Genomic DNA, 19,531 nt, shown 5'->3' with positions numbered 1-19,531 from the left:
GTCATCGATGAGCCGGGCGGGCGTGCTGATCGTTCCCCGGCACGGCCGGGGCAGCGCCCTGGCCGGGGCTCAGGTGAGGAAGCGCGGCACCAGGTCGAAGGTGAGGTACAGCGCGAGGATGCACAGCAGCATCCCCACCGCGAAGGTGAGCGGCGTGAACAGGCTCATGGTGTAGAGACCGGCGACGAACAGCCCGAACAGGAGCACGAACAGCGCGACGCTGAGGACCGGGCTGTTCCCCTGCGAGGTGGTGTTGGTCGCGTGGCTGCCCTGGATGCCCCGCGCATCCGCGTGCGTGCCCTGCGCGCTGTGCTCCGTGCTCATGCTTCCTCCGATGGTCCTGGCCGATGGATCCGCCCCCATGGTAGACCAGCGTCCCGGGTGGCGGGGACAGCCTCCACCGTCGCCGCGGCCTGCTGGCGCACCGCCGCGACCAGCGCGTCGAACACCACGCCCTGGGAGGGATCGAGCTCCGGATGCCACTGCACGGCGATCACCGGGGAGCCGCCGGTCGCCTCCACCGCGAGCGGCAGTCCGCTGGCATGACGGGCCACCACCCGCAGATCCCCGTGCACGTCCCGTGCTCCCTGGTGGTGGTAGGCGGTGACCTCCGCACTGCTCCCCAGTGCGAGGGCGAGGTCGCTGTCGGCGTCGATCCGAGCGGTGACCCGGGTGGGGCGCTCCCCGGTGGCGGGGTGCTGCGGCAGGTCCTCGGGAAGGTGACGGTGCAGGGAGCCGCCCTCGGCGACCACGGCGATCTGCAGTCCCCGGCAGATGCCCAGCACCGGCACGCCCGTGCGTCGTGCCGCCCGGTACAGGGCCGTCTCGAAGGCGTCCCGCTCCGGCTGGGCGGCCATGTCGGTGTCCCGGGGCGCCTCGCCCAGCAGGGCGGGGTCGAGGTCGGTGCCGCCGGAGAGCACGATCGCATCGAGTTCGGCCACTTCCTCGTCGGTCCACTCCTCCTGCGGGGCGATCACCACGGCCCTCGCCCCGGCGGCGCGCACGGCGCGCACGTAGTGCTCGGTGATCACCACGGCGTCGTGGCCCGCCCAGGCCCCGGTCATCATGCGGCTGGTCCCTGCGGTCACGCCGATGAGCGGGCGACGGGGGGTGCGCTGCGCCATGAGTGGTCCTCTCCGCTGGATCCGGTGCTCCGGGGGGTCCGGGAGCCGCTGCGTCGCCGGGTGCGACATGAGCAGTGCACCATCGCGGACCGCCCGCGGCGAAGGAGTATGGCCGAATGTGACGCGGGTGGGGCGGGGCTCTGGTAGGAAAGGCGCATGGACGCCCATCCCTCGGATGTCCTGGTGATCGAGCACGAGGCGGACTGCCCGCCCGGGGTGCTCGCCGACGTGCTGGCCGAGGTCGGTCTCACCCTGCATCTGCACCGGCCCCACTGGGGCGACCAGCTGCCGGTGGACCTGGGCACCTTCGAGGGCCTGGTGGTGCTGGGCGGCGGCATGGGTGCCCGCGACGACGCGGAGCACCCGTGGCTGCCGCAGGCCCGCCGTCTGCTGGCACTGGCCTTGGACCGGCATCTGCCGACGCTGGGCATCTGCCTGGGGGCGCAGCTGGCCGCGAGCGCCCTCGAGGGCCGCATCGGTCACTGCGTCGCCGCGCATCCTGGGGGGAGGCCGGGCCCTGCTGGAGGCGTTCGCCCAGCAGGTGATCACCGACTGACGGCGAGCGCCCTGTTCGCGGCGATGGCCTGCTGGTAGTAGCCGCGCAGCTGCTCGGACAGCACCGGCCAGGTGCGCTTCCTCACCGACTCCAGGGCGGCCGCACCGAACGCGGCGCGCTTGGCGTCGTCGAACAGCAGGTCGGTGGCGGCCTCGCGCATCTCGTCCAGCATGCCCGGGGTGTAGAGCCATCCGGTGCGGCTGGGGGTCACCAGGTCCACGGGGCCGCCGCTGCGCGGGGCGATGACCGGCAGCCCGGAGGCCATGGCCTCCTGGATCGTCTGCCCGAACGTCTCCAGCTCACCGGGGTGGATGAACAGGTCCGCACTGGCCAGGTAGGTCGCCAGGTCCGTGCCGGAGCGGAAGCCTGCGAACCGAGCACGGGGCATGTGGCGGCGCAGGCTGTCCCGCTCGGGGCCCTCGCCGACGATCACCAGGCGCACGCCGGGCATGTCGTGGACCACCTTGAGGTCCTCCACCTGCTTCTCGGGGGCCAGCCGGCCCACGTACAGCACGATCCGCTCCCTGGGCCTGGCCAGCTTCGAGCGCAGTCGTTCGCTGCGCAGCGACGGTGAGAACAGGGAGGTGTCCACGCCGCGCCGCCACAGGTGCACCCGCTCGATGCCGTGCTCGACCAGCTGGTCCCGGGTGGCGGTGGAGGGGGCCAGGGTGAGGGTGGAGCGGTTGTGCACGTCCCGCAGCAGCTGCCAGCTGGCGCTCTCCAGGAACGGCATGCCGTAGCGCGCGGTGTATCCGGGGATGTCGGTCTGGTACACGGCCACGGTGGGCACTCCCAGCTTCTGCGCTGCCACCACTGCCCGACCGCCCAGCACCGTCGGGGAGGCCAGGTGGATCACGTCGGGCTCGAACTCACCGATCCGGCGACGCAGGGACGTGGCGCTGGTGGTGGCGATGCGCACGTCCGGGTATCCGGCCAGGGGCACCGAGGGGATGCGGCGCACCGGGACGCGGCGCCCGCAGGCGGTGCGCAGGGAGGTGTCGGCATGGGGCCAGTGCGGGGCGATGATCGCGACGTCGTCCCCGCTGGCGGTGTGGTGGTCGACGATGCGGAGCACCGAATTGGTGACCCCGTTCATGTGCGGAAGGAAGGACTCGGCTACCACAAGGATCCTCACGGGACCCATCATCCGCCTTGGGGCCGACCCCTTCGCCACCAGGTCGTGACATGCCGACGAAGCCGAGGTGAACTCTCGGCCACCTCGGCTCCGTCGGGGTGCAGCGGAGGCTGCTGCGACTGTGGGCTCACACCCGGGCGGAGGCGATCTCCGCACCGGCCACCAGGGACTCCAGCTTGGCCCAGGCGATCTGCGGGTGGATGCGCCCGCCCAGACCGCAGTCGGTGGAGGCGATCACGCGCTCGGGGCCGACCAGGCGGGCGAAGCGCTCGATGCGCTGTGCCACCAGCTCGGGGTGCTCCACCACGTTGGTGGCGTGGGAGACGATGCCGGGCACGATCACCTTGTCCTCGGGCAGGGTGACGTCCTGCCACACGGTCCATTCGTGCTCGTGGCGCACGTTGGCGGCCTCGAAGCTGTAGTAGCGCGCGTCGATCTCCAGCAGCAGGTCCACGATGTGACGGAACTCGATGTCGGTGGTGTGGGGCCCGTGCCAGGAGCCCCAGCACAGGTGGAATCGGGTCTGCTCGGTGGGCACGTTCACCAGGGCGCGGTTGACCGCGTCCACGCGCTTGCGGGTGAAGGCCACGTAGTCCTCGACGCTGGGCTCGGGGTTGATCTGGTCCCAGTTCTCCGCGATCGACGGGTCGTCGATCTGCACGGTGAGGCCGGCGGCGGCGATCGCCTCGTACTCGGGACGCATCGCCTCCACCCAGGCGTCGAGGAAGGCGTCCTCGTCGCCGTAGTGCTCATCGACGATGCGGCTGCCGGAGCCGGGCGAGAGGGCGGCCAGGAAGCCGCTGTCGTAGCCGCTGGCGTCCAGGGCGGCGCGGAAGTTGGCGACGTCCTGCTCCACCAGCTCGCGGCCCACCTCGGAGTACGCGATGGGGCCGGTGGCCGCCGGGAAGGTGGGCTGGGTGCCCACGGTGATGCCGGAGGTGGGGTCCTGGTAGGCCTCGGCGAAGATGGTCCAGTCGCGGCGGTCCGGGAAGGTGGTCAGGCGCACGTTGCCGGGCTCGGAGCGCACCGGCTCGCTGGAGAAGGGGTCGGCGCCGGTGAGCTCGAGGCCGCTGACCCGATCGAAGATGTAGGACCACCAGGAGCCGTAGTTGACGGCCGAGCCCATCAGGTGCCCGTACTCCCCATCGTTGGGGACGGCGATCCCGATCTGGCGCTGCTTGGCGACCACGTCGGCCACCGCCTGGCGCAGCACCTGGCGGAACTCCTCGGTGGGCTCGGGGGTCAGGCCGTCCTCGCCCACGGGGCGGGCGGCGTTGGCGGCGATCAGCTCGGGGCTGCGGGGCAGGGAGCCGGCGTGGCTGGTGAGGATCTGTGTCATACGTGCAGGCTAGATGGCATGACGCCCCGGTGCGAAGCCGGGGCGTCATGGCCGTTCATATTCGGTGGGCCCAGTTCAGGGCAGGCGGCCGGGGCGGGCCGCCCCGGAACTGCGCCGGAGCAGTATCACTCCGTGGGCCAGGTGGGCACCAGGTGCCGGTCGCCGTAGGCCTGGTCGATGCGGCGCACCGGCGGCCAGTACTTGGACTGGATCCGCATGCGGGCACTGGAGTGCACCGAGGAGTCGTCCCCGCCGTTCCAGATGCCCGGGTACACGGCGGTCTCCCGCGAGTACGGGTGGGTCCAGTCCTCCACCGCGATGCAGTCCGCGGTGTGGGGGGCGTTCACCAGCGGGTTGTCGTCGGCGGGCCACTCCCCTGCCGCGACCGCCTCGGCCTCCTTGGCGATCATCAGCATCGCGTCGACGAAGCGGTCGATCTCCCCGATGTCCTCGGACTCGGTGGGCTCGACCATCAGGGTCCCGGCCACGGGGAACGACATGGTGGGCGCGTGGAAGCCGTAGTCGATCAGGCGCTTGGCCACATCGTCCACCGTGACCCCGGTGCGGGCGGTGAAGGGTCGCAGGTCCACGATGCACTCGTGGGCCACCAAGCCGTTGTCCCCGGTGTAGAGGATGTCGTAGGCCTCCCGCAGCCTCTCGGCGACGTAGTTGGCGGCCAGCACCGCCGAGGCGGTGGCGTGCCGCAGGCCCTCCTGGCCCATCAGGCGGATGTACGTCCAGGTGATGGGCAGGATCGACGGGGATCCGTAGGGCGCCTGGGAGACGGGCGGGCCGCCGTGCACCACGCCGCTGCTGCTGCCGGCCTGCGGGTGCTCGTGCTGCTGCATCGCCGGGTGGCCGGGCAGGAAGGGCGCCAAGTGGGCCTTCGCGGCCACCGGTCCCACCCCGGGGCCGCCGCCGCCGTGGGGGATGCAGAAGGTCTTGTGCAGGTTCAGGTGGGACACGTCCCCGCCGAACTCGCCGGGCTTGGCCACCTCCAGCAGGGCGTTGAGGTTGGCACCGTCGACGTACACCTGACCGCCGGCATCGTGCACCAGCTGGCACACGGTGCGCACCTCCTCCTCGTACACGCCGTGCGTGGAGGGGTAGGTGATCATGATCGCGGCCAGCTGCTCGCCGTGGTCCTTGATCTTCTGCTTCAGGTCGTCCAGGTCGATGTTGCCGCGGGAGTCGGAGTCCACCACCACCACGCGCAGCCCAGCATTGACGGCGGAGGCCGCGTTGGTGCCGTGGGCGGAGCTGGGCACCAGGCACACGTCCCGCTCCGCGTCACCGCGGGAGTCGTGGTAGGCGCGGATGGCCTGCAGGCCGGCGAACTCCCCCTGGGAGCCTGCGTTGGGCTGCAGGGAGACGGTGTCGTACCCGGTCAGGTCGATCAGCCAGCTCTCCAGCTGGGTGATCAGGTCCAGGTAGCCCTCCACGTCCTCACGGGGCGCGAGGGGGTGGATCGCGTTGAACTCGGGCCAGGTGATGGCGGCCATCTCGGTGGCGGCGTTCAGCTTCATCGTGCACGAGCCCAGCGGGATCATGCCGCGGTCCAGGGCGAAGTCCCGGTCGGCGAGGCGGCGCAGGTAGCGCATCATCGCGGTCTCGGAGGGGAAGGAGCTGAACACGGGGTGCTGCAGGAAGGGGCTGGTGCGCACCAGGTCACCCCAGGCGGCCTCGACGTCGATGCCGTCGGCGATCTCAGCGGCGTCCGCGGAGCCGCCCGTGCCCGCCGGGCCCACCGGATCGGTGTCCGTGCCCTGCCCGCCCTCGAGGGGTTCGACGGCCTGCGGCCCGAAGGCGGCGACGATGGCCCGCAGGTCCTGCTCGGTGACGGTCTCGTCCAGGCTCAGCTGGAGGCGATCCGCGTCGATCTCCCGCACCAGGAACCCAGCGCGGGCGAAGTCGGCGACGATGTCGCGGGCCCGGCCGGTGGCGCGCACCTGCACGGTGTCGAAGAAGGAGTCGTGGACCAGCTCGTAGCCGTCGGCGCGCAGGCGGGCGGCCAGGGCCGCGGTGCGCTCGGCGACCTGGCGACCGATCCGGGCCAGGCCCTCGGGGCCGTGGTAGACGGCGTACATCGCGGCCATCACGGCCAGCAGCACCTGGGCGGTGGTGATGGCGCTGGTGGCCTTCTCGCGGCGGATGTGCTGCTCACGTGTCTGCAGGGACAGGCGGTAGGCAGGGTTGCCGTCGGCGTCCACCGAGACGCCCACCAGGCGGCCCGGCAGCTGCCGCTCCAGTCCCTTGCGTACCGCCACGAAGCCGGCGTGGGGCCCGCCGAAGCCCAGCGGGATCCCGAAGCGCTGGGAGGTGCCCACGGTGACATCGGCCCCCATCTCGCCCGGGGTGCGCAGCTGGGTCAGCGCCAGCAGGTCCGCGGAGACCACCGAGATGGCGCCGGCCTCCTTGACCGCGGCGATCACCTCACTGGGATTCCACACGCGGCCCGAGGCGCCCGGGTACTGCACCAGTGCGCCGAAGAACTCGCCTTCGGCCAGGCCCTCGGCACCGGCGTTGGCGAAGTCGACCTCGCGCAGCTCGATCCCGAGCCCCTTGGCGCGGCCGGCCAGCACCTCCTTGGTGGTGGGCAGGGCGTCGGCGTCCACCAGGAACACCGGGGGCTTGCGCCGGGCGGCCCGGCGGGCCAGCATCAGCGCCTCCGCGGCCGAGGTGGACTCATCCAGGGTGGAGGCGTTGGAGACGTCCATGCCGGTGAGGTCGCAGATCATGGTCTGGAACGTCAGCAGCGCCTCCAGGCGGCCCTGCGAGATCTCCGGCTGGTACGGCGTGTACGCGGTGTACCAGGCGGGGTTCTCCAGCACGTTGCGCTGGATCACCGCCGGGGTGTGGGTGCCGTAGTACCCCAAGCCCAGCAGGGAGCGACGCACCGTGTTGCGGCGGGCCAGAGCTCGCAGCTCCTCGAGGGCGGCCGCCTCCCCCACGCCCGGCGGCACCACACCGCGCGTTTCGGGCTCGAGCAGGATGGTGCCAGGCACCGCCCGGGTCAGCATCTCGTCGAGGGAGTCGAAGCCCAGCACATCGAGCATGTGGCGCTGGGCGTCGGAATCGGTGCCGACGTGGCGGCGGACGAAGGAGTCGTGGGCGAGCACGGACGGATCTGTCATGGAGCGGGTACCCCTGGAGGATCGAGCGGCGGACGGGGGCGGCGAGCTGCGGACGGGCGAATCAGCCCTTGGTGAGCTGGGCGTACTCCTCGGCGGTGAGGAGATCCTCGGGCAGGTCCCCGGTGCGCACCTTGATCAGCCAGCCCTCGTCGAAGGGCGAGGAGTTCACCAGCTCGGGGGCGTCCACGACCTCCTGGTTCACCTCCACCACGCTGCCGTCGATCGGCGAGTACAGGTCGGAGACGGACTTGGTGGACTCGATCTCGCCCATCACGGTGCCGGCGCTGATCTCGTCGTCCACCTCGGGCAGGTCGACGTAGACCACGTCACCGAGCTGACCGGCGGCGTAGTCGGTGACGCCGACGACGGCCAGGCCGTCCTCGTCCAGGCGCACCCATTCGTGATCCTTGCTGTAGCGGAGATCGTCGGACATGACGGGGTTCCTTTCCAAGCGTGTTCGTGATGATCGGTCGAGCAGAGGTGCAGGGGTCAGGAGCGGGAGTAGAAGGGCAGGTCCACCACACGGGCGGGCAGGTCCTTGCCGCGCACGTCCAGCACCAGCTCGGTGCCGACGGCGGTGAGATCGGGGCGCACGAAGGCCATGGCGATGGGGTGCCCCAGGGTGGGCGAGAGAGCGCCGGAAGAGACCGTGCCCACCTCGGTGCCACCGGTGGTGCGCACGACGGCCCCGGCGCGTGCGGCGCGGCGCCCCTGCGCGGCCAGGCCCACCAGCACGGGCAGCTCGGAGGTGTCAGCGCTCTCCACAGCCGAGCGGCCCACGAAGTCGCCCTTGGACGTCAGCGCCACCACCTTGCCCAGGCCGGACTGCGCGGGGTGCAGCTCGGTGCCGAGCTCATTGCCGTACAGCGGCATCCCGGCCTCCAGGCGGAGGGTGTCGCGGCAGGCCAGCCCACACGGGGCCAGCTTCTGCCCGCCCACGGCCGTCAGGTGGTCCCACAGGGAGGGGGCGAGCTCGGCGCGCACGTACAGCTCGAAGCCGTCCTCGCCGGTGTAGCCGGTGCGGGCCACCAGCAGCTCCGCGCCCCGGTAGGTGCCCTCCAGGAAGCGGTAGTAGCCCAGCGCGTCGATGCCTGCCTCGGTGATGCCGGCCGCCTCGGTGCCCTCGACCGTCAGGGCACCGGTGATGATCTCGGCGCTGGCGGGGCCCTGCACGGCGATCAGCGCGGTCTCGGCGGAGGCGTCGATCACCTCGACGTCGAAGTCGGCGCAGCGCTCCTGCAGGGCAGAGAGATCCGCGGCGGCGTTGGAGGCGTTGGCGACCACCAGGTAGCGGTCCTCGGCGCGCCGGTAGACGATCACGTCGTCGATGACGCCGCCGCTCTCGGTGAGCAGCAGGGTGTACTTGGCACGGCCCACGGAGACGGTGGAGATCTTCCCGGCGAAGGCGTGGTCCAGGGCCTCGGGCGCCTGGGGGCCCTCGATGCGGATCTCACCCATGTGGCTGAGGTCGAACAGGCCCGCGCTCTCGCGCACCGCGGCGTGTTCGGCCAGGTCGGAGCCGTATCGAACGGGCATCCGCCAGCCGGCGAAGTCGGTGAAGGTGGCTCCCAGCCGTTCGTGGACCGCCTCCAGGGCAGTGCTCCGCAGGGCCTGCTCGACCATCGTGCTCCTTCGTCCTCACGGGCGGATCGGGCCGCCGGTCCCCCGACACCTCACCGTGTCACAGGCCTCACTGTACCGCCCCTCGCGGGCCCCCACCATCGGGCCGGTTGGCACTGCTGGAGACCTGTTCAGCTTGTACGGTGGAGGGGTGACACGGGAAGGCACGGACCAGTGGCCGATCAGGATCCGCGGCGAGCGGGTCCACATCCGCGAACCCCTGGATTCGGACAGGCAGGCGATGATCCGCCTGCTCACCGATCCCGTGACCCGGGAGTACCTCGGCGGTGCGGTGGACTACGCCTCCCGCCAGGCGCTGGAGCTCTCTCCCCTGGGGCTCAGCTGGGGCCGCTGGGTGATCGCCTCCGCGGCTGATGACGCGATGATGGGCTCGATCACCCTGGACTACGACCGGGGCGAGCTGGAGCTCTCCTACGCGCTGCTGCCGGAGCACACCGGGCAGGGGTATGCGGCGGAGTCCTGCCTGGCGCTGCTGCGGTGGGCACAGGAGTCGCTGGAGGACAGCACCGTGATCGCCGTCACGCAGACCCGCAACAAGCGCTCGGTGGCACTGCTGCGCAAGCTCGGCTTCACCGTGCGCAAGGGGCTCGAGGAGTTCGGCACCCAGCAGCTGCTGATGGAGCGCTCGCTGAGCGAGCCGCTGCCGGAGCCCGCCGCGATCGTGCAGACCGCTGCCGATCCCCCGCCGCCCGGCCGCCGCTGAGCTCAGGCCCGCAGCACGGGGCAGGTCATGCAGCGCGGCCCTCCGCGCCCGCGCCCCAGCTCGTCCCCGTCCAGTCCGAGCACCTCGATGCCGAGGGAGCGCAGATGGTCGTTGGTGGCGGCCGCCCGCTCGTACGCGACCACCTTGCCGGGCGCCAGCGCCAGCAGGTTGCAGGAGTCGTCCCACTGCTCGCGCGCGGCGGAGTAGGGGTCCAGCGGTGCGGTGATCACCCGCAGGGAGGGCACCCCCATGCCGCGCGCCAGCACCTGGTCCATCTCGTCGGCGGGATGGGCGCGAGAGAGCAGGCGAGCGCCCACCTTCTCGATCACGTAGCTCTCCACCTGGCCCAGCGGGCCGTAGCGCACCATCGACTCCTCGTCGACCACGGTGGTCACGGTGTCCAGGTGCATCATCGATCTGCGCTGGGGCAGGGCCAGGGCGATCACCCGGTCCACCACGCCCGCGTCGAGCAGGCCGGCCGCGAGGTGCTCGGCGCCCACGGCCGTGGTGCGCTCGGACAGCCCCACGGCGACGGTGCTCTCGGACAGCACCATCACGTCGCCGCCCTCCACGGTGCCGGCCCCCGCCTTGCCCGTCTCCGGCGCGAGGACCCGGCGGGGCCCGTCGGGCCCCGTGAACAGGGGGTGGCGGCGATAGAGGGTCTCCAGGTGCAGGCTCTCGCGACGGCGCGCCGTGTGGCGCATCGGGCTCACCGCCGCCACGTCGCCGACCCACATGGACGAGTCGCGGGTGAACAGGTGGTTGGGAAGGGGGTCCAGCACCAGGTCCTGCTCGCCCAGGCGCTGCAGCACGATGGACCGCGGCTGCACCCCCAGCTGCTGCAGCTCGCCGACCGTGATCCCGGCGATCAGCACGGTGACCAGCTGCGTGGAGGGAAGATCGGCGAGCGCTTCGCGCAGGTCCTGGGCGGCGATCGAGCCGAGCACCCATTCGTCGAGGGCTCCGTCGAGCAGCTCGGCGCGCGCCTCGGGTACGTCCAGCACCTCGGTGAGCAGATCGGTCAGCTCCAGCACCTCGGCCCCCTCCCTGCGCAGCAGGGCTGAGAACTCCTCGTGCTGGGAACGGGCGCGGTCCAGCCACAGCACCTCGTCGAACAGGAACCGCTCGCGCGTGTCGGGGGTGAGGCGCTCCATCTCCAGGCCGGGTCGGTGGACGATCACCCGGCGCAGCGGGGAGATCTCGTCGCGCACTCCGCTGCCCGCGGCCCGTGGTGGCGGGGCCGTCGCTCCCGGATCGGCGGTATCGCCCGTGCTGACTGTGTGGGCCATGGCTCCTCCTCGCCGCGCTGCGTCCTGTCCCCGGCACGCTAACAGGGACCCGGCCCGCCCATGGCGGGAGTGACTACCCTGGAGGCATCTGACATCGATCCCAGGAGGCACCCGTGACCGCTCTTTCCATCCCCACCACCGCCCTGGTCGACGGCACCCGGATCCCCCTGATCGGCTTCGGCACCAGTTCCCTCAAGGGCACCGATGCAGTGGAGTCGATCGCGGCGGCCCTGCGCAGCGGCTACCGCCTGATCGACACCGCCGCCCAGTACGGCAACGAGGCCGCCGTGGGCGAGGGCATCCGCGCCAGCGGCCTCGACCCGGAGCAGGCACTGGTGACCACCAAGATCGCCGGTGGCGATCAGGGCCGCGAGCAGGCCCGCACCGGACTGCAGGAGTCCCTGCGCCGGCTGGGAGCCGAATCCGTGTTCCTCACCCTGATCCACTGGCCGAACCCCTCCCGCGGCCTGGCAGTGGAGACCTGGCGCAGCCTGGTGGAGATGAAGCAGGAGGGCCTGACCGCCCACATCGGCGTGTCCAACTTCCGGCCGGAGCAGATCCAGGAACTGGTCGATGCGACCGGTGTGTGGCCGGAGGTGAACCAGATCCAGCTCTCCCCCGCCCTGCAGCGTCCCGAGGCGGTGGCCTTCCACCGGGAGCACGGCATCGTCACCGAGGCCTGGGGCCCGCTGGGCGGCCGTGAGGGCCTCTCGCAGCAGTTCGCGCTGCGCAAGGTCGCCGAGAAGCATGGTGCGACGGGCGCCCAGGTGTCGCTGCGCTGGGCGATCGACCAGGACATCGTGGTGATCCCGAAGTCCTCGGACCCACAGCGCCAGATCGACAACGCTTCCCTGGACCACGTGGCCCTGGACGACGAGGACCGCGCCCTGCTGGCCTCCCTGGACCTGGGCGAGAAGCAGGCCTGGGACTCGCGGGAGCACGAGGAGTGGTGACCACGCGCGGCAGGGGCGTGTTCCGGCCCGGTCCGGAGCACCGCGAGATCGTGTTCCTCACCGGCTCGGGGCTGAGCGCCCGCACGGGGATGGGCACCTTCCGCGGTCCGCAGGGGCTGTGGGCCCTGGACCCGGAGATCGAAGCGGCGATGCACGCCGAGCGCCTTCCGGGCTCCCTGCCGGACCTGTGGCGGGTGTGGGGGAAGATGGCGAAGATCGCCGTGGACCACGGCCCCACCCCGGGGCACCGGGCGATCGCTCGCATGGGCTCACCGGTGATCACTCAGAACATCGACGGGCTGCACCAGGCCGCCGGCAGCGAGGTGGTGGCGGAGCTCCACGGCAGCGCCCTGCATGCGGTGTGCCTGGGTGGGGAGTGCCACTGGCGGATGCCCGTCACCCCGGGCGAGGGTTCGACCGCGACCGACCACGGGGTGCCCGAGGACTGCCCGCACTGCGGCAGCCCTACCCGGCCGGACGTGGTGCTGTTCGACGAGATGCTGCCCGCCCACGCCCTGGACCTGGGGATGCGCCTCGCGCAGCGGGCGGACCTGTTCGTGGCGGTGGGCACCAGTGGCGTGGTGTTCCCGGCCGCCCACCTGGCCCCCCTGGCGAAGACCCACGGCGCCACCACCGTGCTGATCGACATCGATCCACCGCAGGAGCCGATCGTGCGCGCGGCCTTCGACCATGTGATCGCGGCCGACGCCCACGACGTGCTGCCCGAGTGGGAGCGCGCCGCCAATGGCGTGGGGCGCTCCTCGTTCCTGGACCCGTTCTAGATCCAGATCGCCGGATCCACCTGCTCGGTGGGGTGGGCCGCGCCGGTGCGCACCTTCGCCGGCACCCCGATCGCGGTGGCGCGGGCGGGCACGTCCTTGACCACCACGGCATTGGCACCGACCTGGGCCTGGGAGCCGATCGTGACCGGCCCGATCACCCGGGCACCGGCCCCGATGGTGACGCCGTCCTCGACGGTGGGGTGGCGCTTGGTGCGCTCCATGGAGCGGCCACCCAGGGTGACGCCGTGGTAGAGCATGACGTCGTCGCCCACCTCGGCGGTCTCCCCGATCACCACGCCCATGCCGTGGTCGATGAAGAAGCGCCGGCCGATGGTGGCACCGGGATGGATCTCCACGCCGGTCACCGAGCGTGCACCCTGGGCGATCACCAGCGCCGGGAGCTTCACCCCGCGCTTCCACAGGGCGTGGGCGGCGCGGTGGGTCCAGATGGCGTGCAGACCCGGGGAGGTGAGCATCAGGGCCAGGTCGTCGGTGGCGGCGGGGTCACGACGGCGGGCCGCCGCGACGTCCTCCCGGACGGTCGCGACGGCCCCCATCACCGCATCGGTGAGTCTCATCGAGTGGTCAGTCCATGTACTCGGCGTACAGCGGCGTGGTGAGGTAGCGCTCGCCGAAGGACGGCACGACCACCACGATCATCTTCCCGGCGAACTCCTCACGGGCGCCGATGCGGGCGGCGGCCTCGATGGCGGCGCCGGAGGAGATGCCCACCAGAAGGCCCTCGCTGCGGGCCACCTCGCGGGCACGGTTCATGGCGGTCTCGGCGTCGATGTCGAGGACCTCGTCGTAGATCTCGGTGTCCAGCACGGTGGGCACGAAGTTGGCACCGATGCCCTGGATCTTGTGGGGGCCGGGCTTGCCGCCGGTGAGGATGGCGGACTCCTCGGGCTCCACCGCGAACATCTTCACCTCGGGCTTGCGCTCCTTGAGCACCTGGCCCACCCCGGTGATGGTGCCGCCGGTGCCGATGCCGGCCACCACGGCGTCGACCTGGCCGTCGGTGTCGTTCCAGATCTCCTCGGCGGTGGTGCGGCGGTGGATCTCGGCGTTGGCGGGGTTGTCGAACTGCTTGACCTGCACCGCGCCGGTCTCGGCGGCGATCTCCTCGGCCTTCTCCACGGCGCCCTTCATGCCCTTGGGGGCCTCGGTGAGCACGAGCTCGGCACCGAAGGCGCGCAACAGGGCGCGCCGCTCCTTGGACATGGACTCGGGCATGGTGAGGATCACCTTGTAGCCGCGGGAGCTGCCGATCATGGCCAGGGCGATGCCGGTGTTGCCGCTGGTGGCCTCCACGATGGTGCCGCCGGGCTGGAGCTCGCCGGAGGCCTCGGCGGCATCGATCATGGCCACGCCGATGCGGTCCTTGACGGAGTTGGCGGGGTTGTAGAACTCGAGCTTGGCCACCACGGTGGCCTTGACGTCGTCACCCAGGCGGTTGAGCTTCACCAGGGGGGTGCGGCCGACGAGCTCGGAGACGTTCTCATAGATGGTCATGCGGGAGGTCCTCCTCGGTTCGAAGCTGCGCTCGATTCAAAGCTGTGCTTAGCCCGATCATAACGCGCTCACCGTCGGTTCCTGACAGTGCCGAGCGTGGTCATCCCCACCGAAAGGCCCATGCGGGATAGACCTGGGGTTGATCCGCACCCCGCACCCCAACACCTAGTCTCGGCAGATGCTCACCCCCTCCCCTCCCCTGGCCGCTCCCTCCCCGCCCGATGGAGCTCGCCCGCGCTCGTCCGTCCCGACTCCCTCCCTGCTCACGCTGCTGGTGGTCGCCCTGCTGATGGCCCTGTCGGCGGCGCTGGCACCGCCCGCCGCAGCCGTGCCGCCCAGCGACGTCACGATCGACGACCGGGCCGACGCCGTGGACGACGAAGCGCTAGAGGACCGCCTGGCGGCGACGGACTTCCGCCGCGAGGTGGACCTCGCTGTGCTCGTCATCGACGTCACCGAGCTGGACATCCCCGCCTCGCGCGACACGGCGCTGAACGACGCCGTGCTGGCTCACGCCAAGCAGGAGCGTCCCGAGTGGATGGACGGCGACAAGTGGGCCGACGGCCGCGTGATCATCGCCCTGGACCCCGAGAACCGGATCCTGGGCACCTACGGCGGTGAGGACGTGAAGCTCTCCGCGGGCGGCTTCGAGAACGTGCAGGACGAGATGCGCGATCCCGCCCAGGACCGTGATTGGGAGGGCGCCCTGGTGGCCGGGGCCGAGGAATACGCCGAGCTGCTGGACCAGCCGTGGTGGCAGACCACCGCGGCCATCGGCGGTGCCCTTGCGGCGCTGGGCGCGGCCGCGGCGACCGTGCTGGGGATCATCGTCGGGCGCCGGAATGCGCGCGCACGGGTGGCGAGTGCGCGGCCGGGCTGGGACCGGGTACGTGCCGAGCGCGCCGAGACCGAAGCCGCTGCCCGCACCCTTCCTGCCCACTCCCCCTACGCCGAAGCGGTGCTGGACCGGTACCAGCGCTACCTCACAGGGATCGAGAAGGCCGAGCAGCTCGACCAGCAGATCCCCGCCACCCTGCCGTGGGCCTGGGGCCTGCGCGGGCACCAGCGGCGCGCCTCGAAGGACTTCTCCCGCCAGGTGGAGCGACTCGACGCGATCGACGACGACGTCATCGCCGCCAATGACCTGCTGCACCGGATCGGTGACTGGCGCAGCGCCTGGGAACGGGAGCAGGCACCCCTGCGCGACTCCCTGGAGGCCGTCGAGGGCGCCCTGATGCGCAGCGAGGGCGATCTCTCCGAGCGATCACCCGAGGAGCAGGCCGCCGTGGATGCCCTGCGTGAGCAGTGCGACCGCACCGAGGCGGAGATGAACCGCCTCACCCGGCAGCTCGGGCAGGACGAGATCACCCCGGACACCGCCCTGGAGGGACTGGACACCCTGACCGCCGAGCTCTCCGAGCGCGCGATGGCGGTGCGCGAACTGGGCATCTCCCGCATGGCGGAGGACGAGGGCGAGGTGGAGCTGCTGCGCGATGCGAGCGTGTACGTCGAGGACGAGGAGGTGTACGACCGGACACTGCGCGCGCGCCGCCACCAGCGACTGGTCGCCGACGGCGCGGCCGGGAGCGATGGCGCCGACGGCTACGGCACCTTCTGGCACGTCAGCCCGATCCTGTGGCTGAACACCTGGCATTCGCAGGCCGCGGACGAACTGGAGTCGCACCGCAATCCCTCCGGCTCGTCCGGCACCTCGAGCGTCTCGGGCTACTCCTCCTCGAGTTTCTCCGGGGCGGGCAGCTCGAGCCGGTTCTGACCCTCACGACGGGGTCAGTAGACCATCCCCATCACCTCGCGCACCGTCGCCAGGGTGTCGTTCGCGACGTCGTTGGCCCGCTCATTGCCCGCCCGCAGGATGGAGAACAGCTGGGCCGGGTCCTTCTCCAGCTCGGCCCTGCGCTCGCGGATCGGCGCCAGGTGCTCGTTCAGCGCCTCGGCGGTCATCATCTTGAGCGTGCCGGCCCCCTTGTCCCCGATCTCGCCGGCGATCTCCTCCGGGGTGCGCCCGGTGCACTGCGAGGCGATGGTCAGCAGGTTCGCCACCTCGGGGCGTGACTCCGGGTCGTAGGTGATCTGGCGGTCCGAGTCGGTCTTCGCCTTCTTGATGCGCTTGACGGTCTCGTCCGCGCTCATGCGCAGCATCACTGTGTTGCCCAGCGACTTGCTCATCTTCGCCCCGCCGTCCAGGCCCAGGATGGTGGGCGCCTCCGAGAGCAGCGCGTCGGGCTCGCGGAAGACGGTCTGGCCGCCGGCGTAGCGCTCGTTGAAGCGACGGGCGATCACACGGGTCTGCTCGATATGGGGCAGCTGGTCCTTGCCCACCGGCACCACGTTGCCGTGGCAGAAGAGGATGTCGGCCGCCTGGTGCACGGGATAGGTGAGCAGCAGGCCACCCATGGCGGACTTCCCGGCTGCCTGGAGCTCCGCCTTCACGGTGGGGTTGCGCTCCAGCTCGGGCTGCGTGACCAGCGAGAGGAACGGCAGCATCAGCTGGTTGAGGGCCGGAACCGCGGAGTGGGCGAAGACCGTGGCCCGCTCCGGGTCGATCCCGACGGCCAGGTAGTCGGTGAGCAGCTCACGAACGCTGCCGCGGATGTCCCCCACCACCTCGCGATCGGTGATGACCTGGTAGTCGGCGACCAGCACCCAGGTCTCGACCCCGGCATCCTGCAGGCGCACGCGGTTGCGCAGCGATCCGAAGTAGTGCCCGATGTGGAGCGCGCCGGTGGGGCGGTCCCCGGTGAGCATGCGCAGGCCCGAGGGATCGGTGGCGATCTTCTGCTCGAGGGCCTGGCTGCGTGCCTGGGCGGTGTCGTAGCTGGTACGGGAGATCTGGGAGGAGGTCGCGTCGGTCACCGTGCCATGCTAGTCGCAGGGGCAGCAGCGGTGGATCCGCGCACCACCAGCTGCGGCCGCACCACCACCTCGGTGCGGGCGGGGCGGCGGGACCGCTCCCCGCCGGACAGCGCCGTGCGCACCGCGGCCCGCGCCATCTGAGGCACGGCCTGGCGCACCGTGGTCAGCGGCGGGCTGGTGAGCGAGGCCCAGAACACGTCGTCATACCCGACCACCGAGACGTCCCCGGGCACCGACAGCCCCAGGGACCGCACCCCCTCGAGCGCTCCCGCCGCCATCACGTCGGATCCGCACACCACGGCCGTGGCACCGCGCCCCACCAGATCGCGGGAGGCCTCGTACCCACCGGCGTAGGAGAAGTCCGTGAAGGCCACGGGATGGTCCTGCCCGGGGTGCTGGACCGGGGCCTCCTCGAAGGCGCGCAGCTTCTTGCGCACCGGCCAGGTGTGCTCGTCCCCGACCGCCAGGCCCACCTTCTCGTGTCCCAGGTCGTGCAGGTGGGTGAGCACCGAGCGCACCGCGTGGTCGTCGTCCGTGGAGAGGAAGGAGGCGTCCACGTCATCGCGCACCCCGTTGACCAGCACCAGGGGCGTGCCGCTCGCGGTGACCTCGAGGTAGTGATCCACGGGGTCGGACTCCTGGGCGTGGTGCCCGGAGACCACGATGATGCCGACCGCTCCCGCGTGCCGGAAGCGCTGGAACGCCTCGCGCTCGCGTTCGACGGTGCGTGCCCGCACAGAAACCAGGGCGGAGGCGCCGCGCTGGAACAGCTCGGCCTCGATCCGCTCCACCCAGGAGGCGAACACCTGGTTGTCGAGGTCCGGCACCAGCACCCCCACCAGCGGCCCCGACTGCGTCACATCGGGACCGACGTCCCGCCCGAGCTGTCGGGCCACGTCGATCACCGTGCGACGTGTGGTCTCGTTGACGCCCGCACGGCCGTTGAGCACGCGGGACACCGTGGCCTCGCTCACCCCGGCGGTGCGGGCGATGTCGATGAGTCGCGCCTTCACACTCATCCTTCCAGGTCAGCGGGCCGCGTCGCCCGTGTCCGAATCGATATCTGCAAGTTCTTGCGCATTCTTGCACGAATGGGGCGCTTCGTTCTACAGTCCGTAGCGACAGGTCAGAGCCTGCCCGGTCGAAATCCGACCACGATTCAAAGGAGAAGACGTGCAGATCCGTCGTAAGAACTTCCTCGCCCTCAGCGGTGTGGCCGCCTCCGTGACCCTGCTCGCTGCCTGCGGCGGCGACTCCGACACCGACGGCGGTACCGGCGGCGGTGCGTCGGATGCCGGCGGCGCGTCGGATGCCGGTGGCGCCGAGGGCGGCGCCGAGGGCGTTCCCGCCCGCGGCGATGCCGACCTGGTGATCTGGGCCGACGAGCTCAAGGCCAAGTCCCTGCAGGAGCCGGCCAAGACCTGGGCCGATGCCCAGGGCATCACCGTTGAGGTGCAGACCGTCGCCAACGACCTCCAGACCAACTACGTCACCGCCAACCAGGCCGGCAACGGCCCGGACATCGTGCTTGGTGCGCACGACTGGATCGGCAACCTGGTGCAGAACGGCGCCATCTCCCCGGTGCAGCTGCCCGGTGACGCCGCCGACAAGGTGGCCCCGATCGGCCTTCAGGCCGTGACCTACGACGGCCAGACCTACGGCGTCCCCTACGCCGTGGAGACCCTGGTTCTCTACGCGAACAACGCGCTCACCGATGTGCCGGAGCCCGGCTCCATCGAGGAGCTGGTGGAGGCGGCCAAGGCCGGTGGCGCCGAGGTCGTGCTGTCCCTGCCCGTGGGCGAGCAGGGCGACGCCTACCACATGCAGCCCCTGTACACCTCCGGCGGCGGCTACCTGTTCGGCACCGACGCTGAGGGCAACCAGGACCCGACGGATCTGGGAGTGGGCAAGGAGGGTTCCATCGCGGCCGCCGAGAAGATCGGCGCCCTGGGCGCCGACGGCGTGCTGCGCACCTCCATCACCGGTGACAACGCCATCTCCCTGTTCACCGACGGCAAGGCGGCCTACCTGATCTCCGGCCCGTGGGCCCTGGGCGACATCAACACCGCCGGCATCGACTTCACCATGAGTGCGGTGCCGGGCTTCGAGGGCATGGAGCCCGCCAAGCCCTTCGCCGGTGTGAACGCCTTCTACGTGGCATCCAACGGTCAGAACGCCGGCTTCGCGCAGACCTTCGTCGGTGAGGTCGCCTCCAACGCGGAGATCGCCGAGCAGATGTTCCAGTCCAACAACCTGCCCCCGGTCAACCTGGAGCTGCAGGAGAAGCTCTCCGGCGAGTTCCCCGACATGGTGAAGATCGCCGAGTTCGCCGAGCTGGCCGAGCCCATGCCGTCGATCCCGCAGATGGCCGCCATCTGGGGCCCGCTGGGCCAGGCCCAGGCCAACATCGTCGGCGGTGCCGACCCGGCCTCCACCATGGAGGCCGCCGGCGAGGAGATCGCCGGGCAGATCGGCTGATCCCCTCG

Annotated in this window: 18 protein-coding genes; 6 read left to right on the top strand and 12 right to left on the bottom strand. The window is 71.2% G+C overall.

The window, feature by feature from the left end:
* Positions 1–69: 69 nt before the first annotated feature.
* Positions 70–324 (bottom strand): hypothetical protein, encoded by a 255-nt coding sequence (locus M4D54_RS11770; protein WP_193865779.1) that lies wholly within the window; start codon positions 322–324, stop codon positions 70–72.
* On the bottom strand, positions 321–1,124 hold the full coding sequence (locus M4D54_RS11765) for a gamma-glutamyl-gamma-aminobutyrate hydrolase family protein (RefSeq protein WP_193865780.1): 804 nt from the start codon (positions 1,122–1,124) through the stop codon (positions 321–323). Before M4D54_RS11765 ends, M4D54_RS11770 begins: the two co-directional genes overlap by 4 nt.
* Before the next feature lie 156 nt (positions 1,125–1,280).
* Between M4D54_RS11765 and M4D54_RS11760 the strand changes: the two genes are divergently transcribed.
* Positions 1,281–1,718, top strand: coding sequence for a glutamine amidotransferase-related protein (locus M4D54_RS11760; RefSeq protein ID WP_259891684.1), 438 nt, complete (start codon positions 1,281–1,283; stop codon positions 1,716–1,718).
* Here M4D54_RS11760 and M4D54_RS11755 read toward each other — a convergent pair.
* From M4D54_RS11755 to gcvT, 5 genes are all read right to left on the bottom strand, one after another.
* Positions 1,670–2,815: a glycosyltransferase family 1 protein gene (locus tag M4D54_RS11755; protein WP_259791713.1), complete on the bottom strand. Its 1,146-nt coding sequence runs from the start codon at positions 2,813–2,815 to the stop codon at positions 1,670–1,672. The genes M4D54_RS11760 and M4D54_RS11755 overlap by 49 nt on opposite strands.
* Positions 2,816–2,942: 127 nt before the next feature.
* The gene (locus tag M4D54_RS11750) at positions 2,943–4,154 is read right to left on the bottom strand and encodes a cobalamin-independent methionine synthase II family protein (protein ID WP_259891666.1); all 1,212 of its coding nucleotides are present in this window, start codon (positions 4,152–4,154) and stop codon (positions 2,943–2,945) included.
* A 125-nt stretch (positions 4,155–4,279) separates the two neighbouring features.
* On the bottom strand, positions 4,280–7,288 hold the full coding sequence (gene gcvP / locus M4D54_RS11745) for an aminomethyl-transferring glycine dehydrogenase (protein ID WP_259891663.1): 3,009 nt from the start codon (positions 7,286–7,288) through the stop codon (positions 4,280–4,282).
* Between the two features lie 61 nt (positions 7,289–7,349).
* Positions 7,350–7,721 carry a glycine cleavage system protein GcvH gene (gcvH, locus tag M4D54_RS11740; RefSeq protein WP_259791718.1) on the bottom strand — a complete coding sequence of 124 codons (372 nt, stop codon included), beginning with the start codon at positions 7,719–7,721 and terminating at the stop codon, positions 7,350–7,352.
* A gap of 56 nt (positions 7,722–7,777) precedes the next feature.
* Positions 7,778–8,911: a glycine cleavage system aminomethyltransferase GcvT gene (gene gcvT, locus M4D54_RS11735; RefSeq protein WP_259891660.1), complete on the bottom strand. Its 1,134-nt coding sequence runs from the start codon at positions 8,909–8,911 to the stop codon at positions 7,778–7,780.
* A 148-nt stretch (positions 8,912–9,059) separates the two neighbouring features.
* Between gcvT and M4D54_RS11730 the strand changes: the two genes are divergently transcribed.
* Entirely contained in the window at positions 9,060–9,632 is a 573-nt protein-coding gene (locus M4D54_RS11730; protein ID WP_259791722.1) for a GNAT family N-acetyltransferase, read from the top strand.
* Between the two features lie 2 nt (positions 9,633–9,634).
* On the opposite strand, the gene M4D54_RS11725 is transcribed toward M4D54_RS11730, so the two are convergent.
* Positions 9,635–10,921: an arginine deiminase gene (locus tag M4D54_RS11725; protein ID WP_259891658.1), complete on the bottom strand. Its 1,287-nt coding sequence runs from the start codon at positions 10,919–10,921 to the stop codon at positions 9,635–9,637.
* A gap of 113 nt (positions 10,922–11,034) precedes the next feature.
* On the opposite strand from M4D54_RS11725, the gene M4D54_RS11720 reads away from it, so the two are divergent.
* A complete protein-coding gene (locus M4D54_RS11720) occupies positions 11,035–11,874 on the top strand; it encodes an aldo/keto reductase (RefSeq protein WP_259891656.1) in 840 nt (279 codons plus the stop codon).
* A complete protein-coding gene (locus M4D54_RS11715; RefSeq protein ID WP_259891654.1) occupies positions 11,871–12,656 on the top strand; it encodes a Sir2 family NAD-dependent protein deacetylase in 786 nt (261 codons plus the stop codon). The genes M4D54_RS11720 and M4D54_RS11715 overlap by 4 nt, the downstream gene beginning before the upstream one ends.
* Here M4D54_RS11715 and epsC read toward each other — a convergent pair.
* A complete protein-coding gene (epsC, locus tag M4D54_RS11710) occupies positions 12,653–13,234 on the bottom strand; it encodes a serine O-acetyltransferase EpsC (protein WP_396121495.1) in 582 nt (193 codons plus the stop codon). The two genes, M4D54_RS11715 and epsC, sit on opposite strands and share 4 nt — an antisense overlap.
* 7 nt (positions 13,235–13,241) lie before the next feature.
* Positions 13,242–14,171: a cysteine synthase A gene (cysK, locus tag M4D54_RS11705; protein ID WP_259891651.1), complete on the bottom strand. Its 930-nt coding sequence runs from the start codon at positions 14,169–14,171 to the stop codon at positions 13,242–13,244.
* 178 nt (positions 14,172–14,349) lie between these two features.
* Between cysK and M4D54_RS11700 the strand changes: the two genes are divergently transcribed.
* Positions 14,350–15,945 (top strand): DUF5129 domain-containing protein, encoded by a 1,596-nt coding sequence (locus tag M4D54_RS11700; RefSeq protein ID WP_259891649.1) that lies wholly within the window; start codon positions 14,350–14,352, stop codon positions 15,943–15,945.
* A 14-nt stretch (positions 15,946–15,959) separates the two neighbouring features.
* On the opposite strand, the gene trpS is transcribed toward M4D54_RS11700, so the two are convergent.
* Positions 15,960–17,045, bottom strand: coding sequence for a tryptophan--tRNA ligase (gene trpS, locus M4D54_RS11695; protein ID WP_259891643.1), 1,086 nt, complete (start codon positions 17,043–17,045; stop codon positions 15,960–15,962).
* Entirely contained in the window at positions 17,042–18,064 is a 1,023-nt protein-coding gene (locus M4D54_RS11690; protein ID WP_193865791.1) for a LacI family DNA-binding transcriptional regulator, read from the bottom strand. The genes trpS and M4D54_RS11690 overlap by 4 nt, the downstream gene beginning before the upstream one ends.
* Positions 18,065–18,218: 154 nt before the next feature.
* Here M4D54_RS11690 and M4D54_RS11685 point away from each other — a divergent pair, with 154 nt between their 5' ends.
* Complete coding sequence (locus M4D54_RS11685) at positions 18,219–19,523, top strand: extracellular solute-binding protein (protein ID WP_259891640.1); 1,305 nt, start codon at positions 18,219–18,221, stop codon at positions 19,521–19,523.
* Positions 19,524–19,531 lie beyond the last annotated feature (8 nt).

Origin of the sequence: Brachybacterium sp. p3-SID1565, assembly GCF_025143785.1 — a bacterium.
Lineage (GTDB): Bacteria > Actinomycetota > Actinomycetes > Actinomycetales > Dermabacteraceae > Brachybacterium > Brachybacterium epidermidis.
The sequence above is the reverse complement of the archived record's forward strand: the minus strand, read 5'-3'. Positions and strand labels throughout refer to the sequence as shown.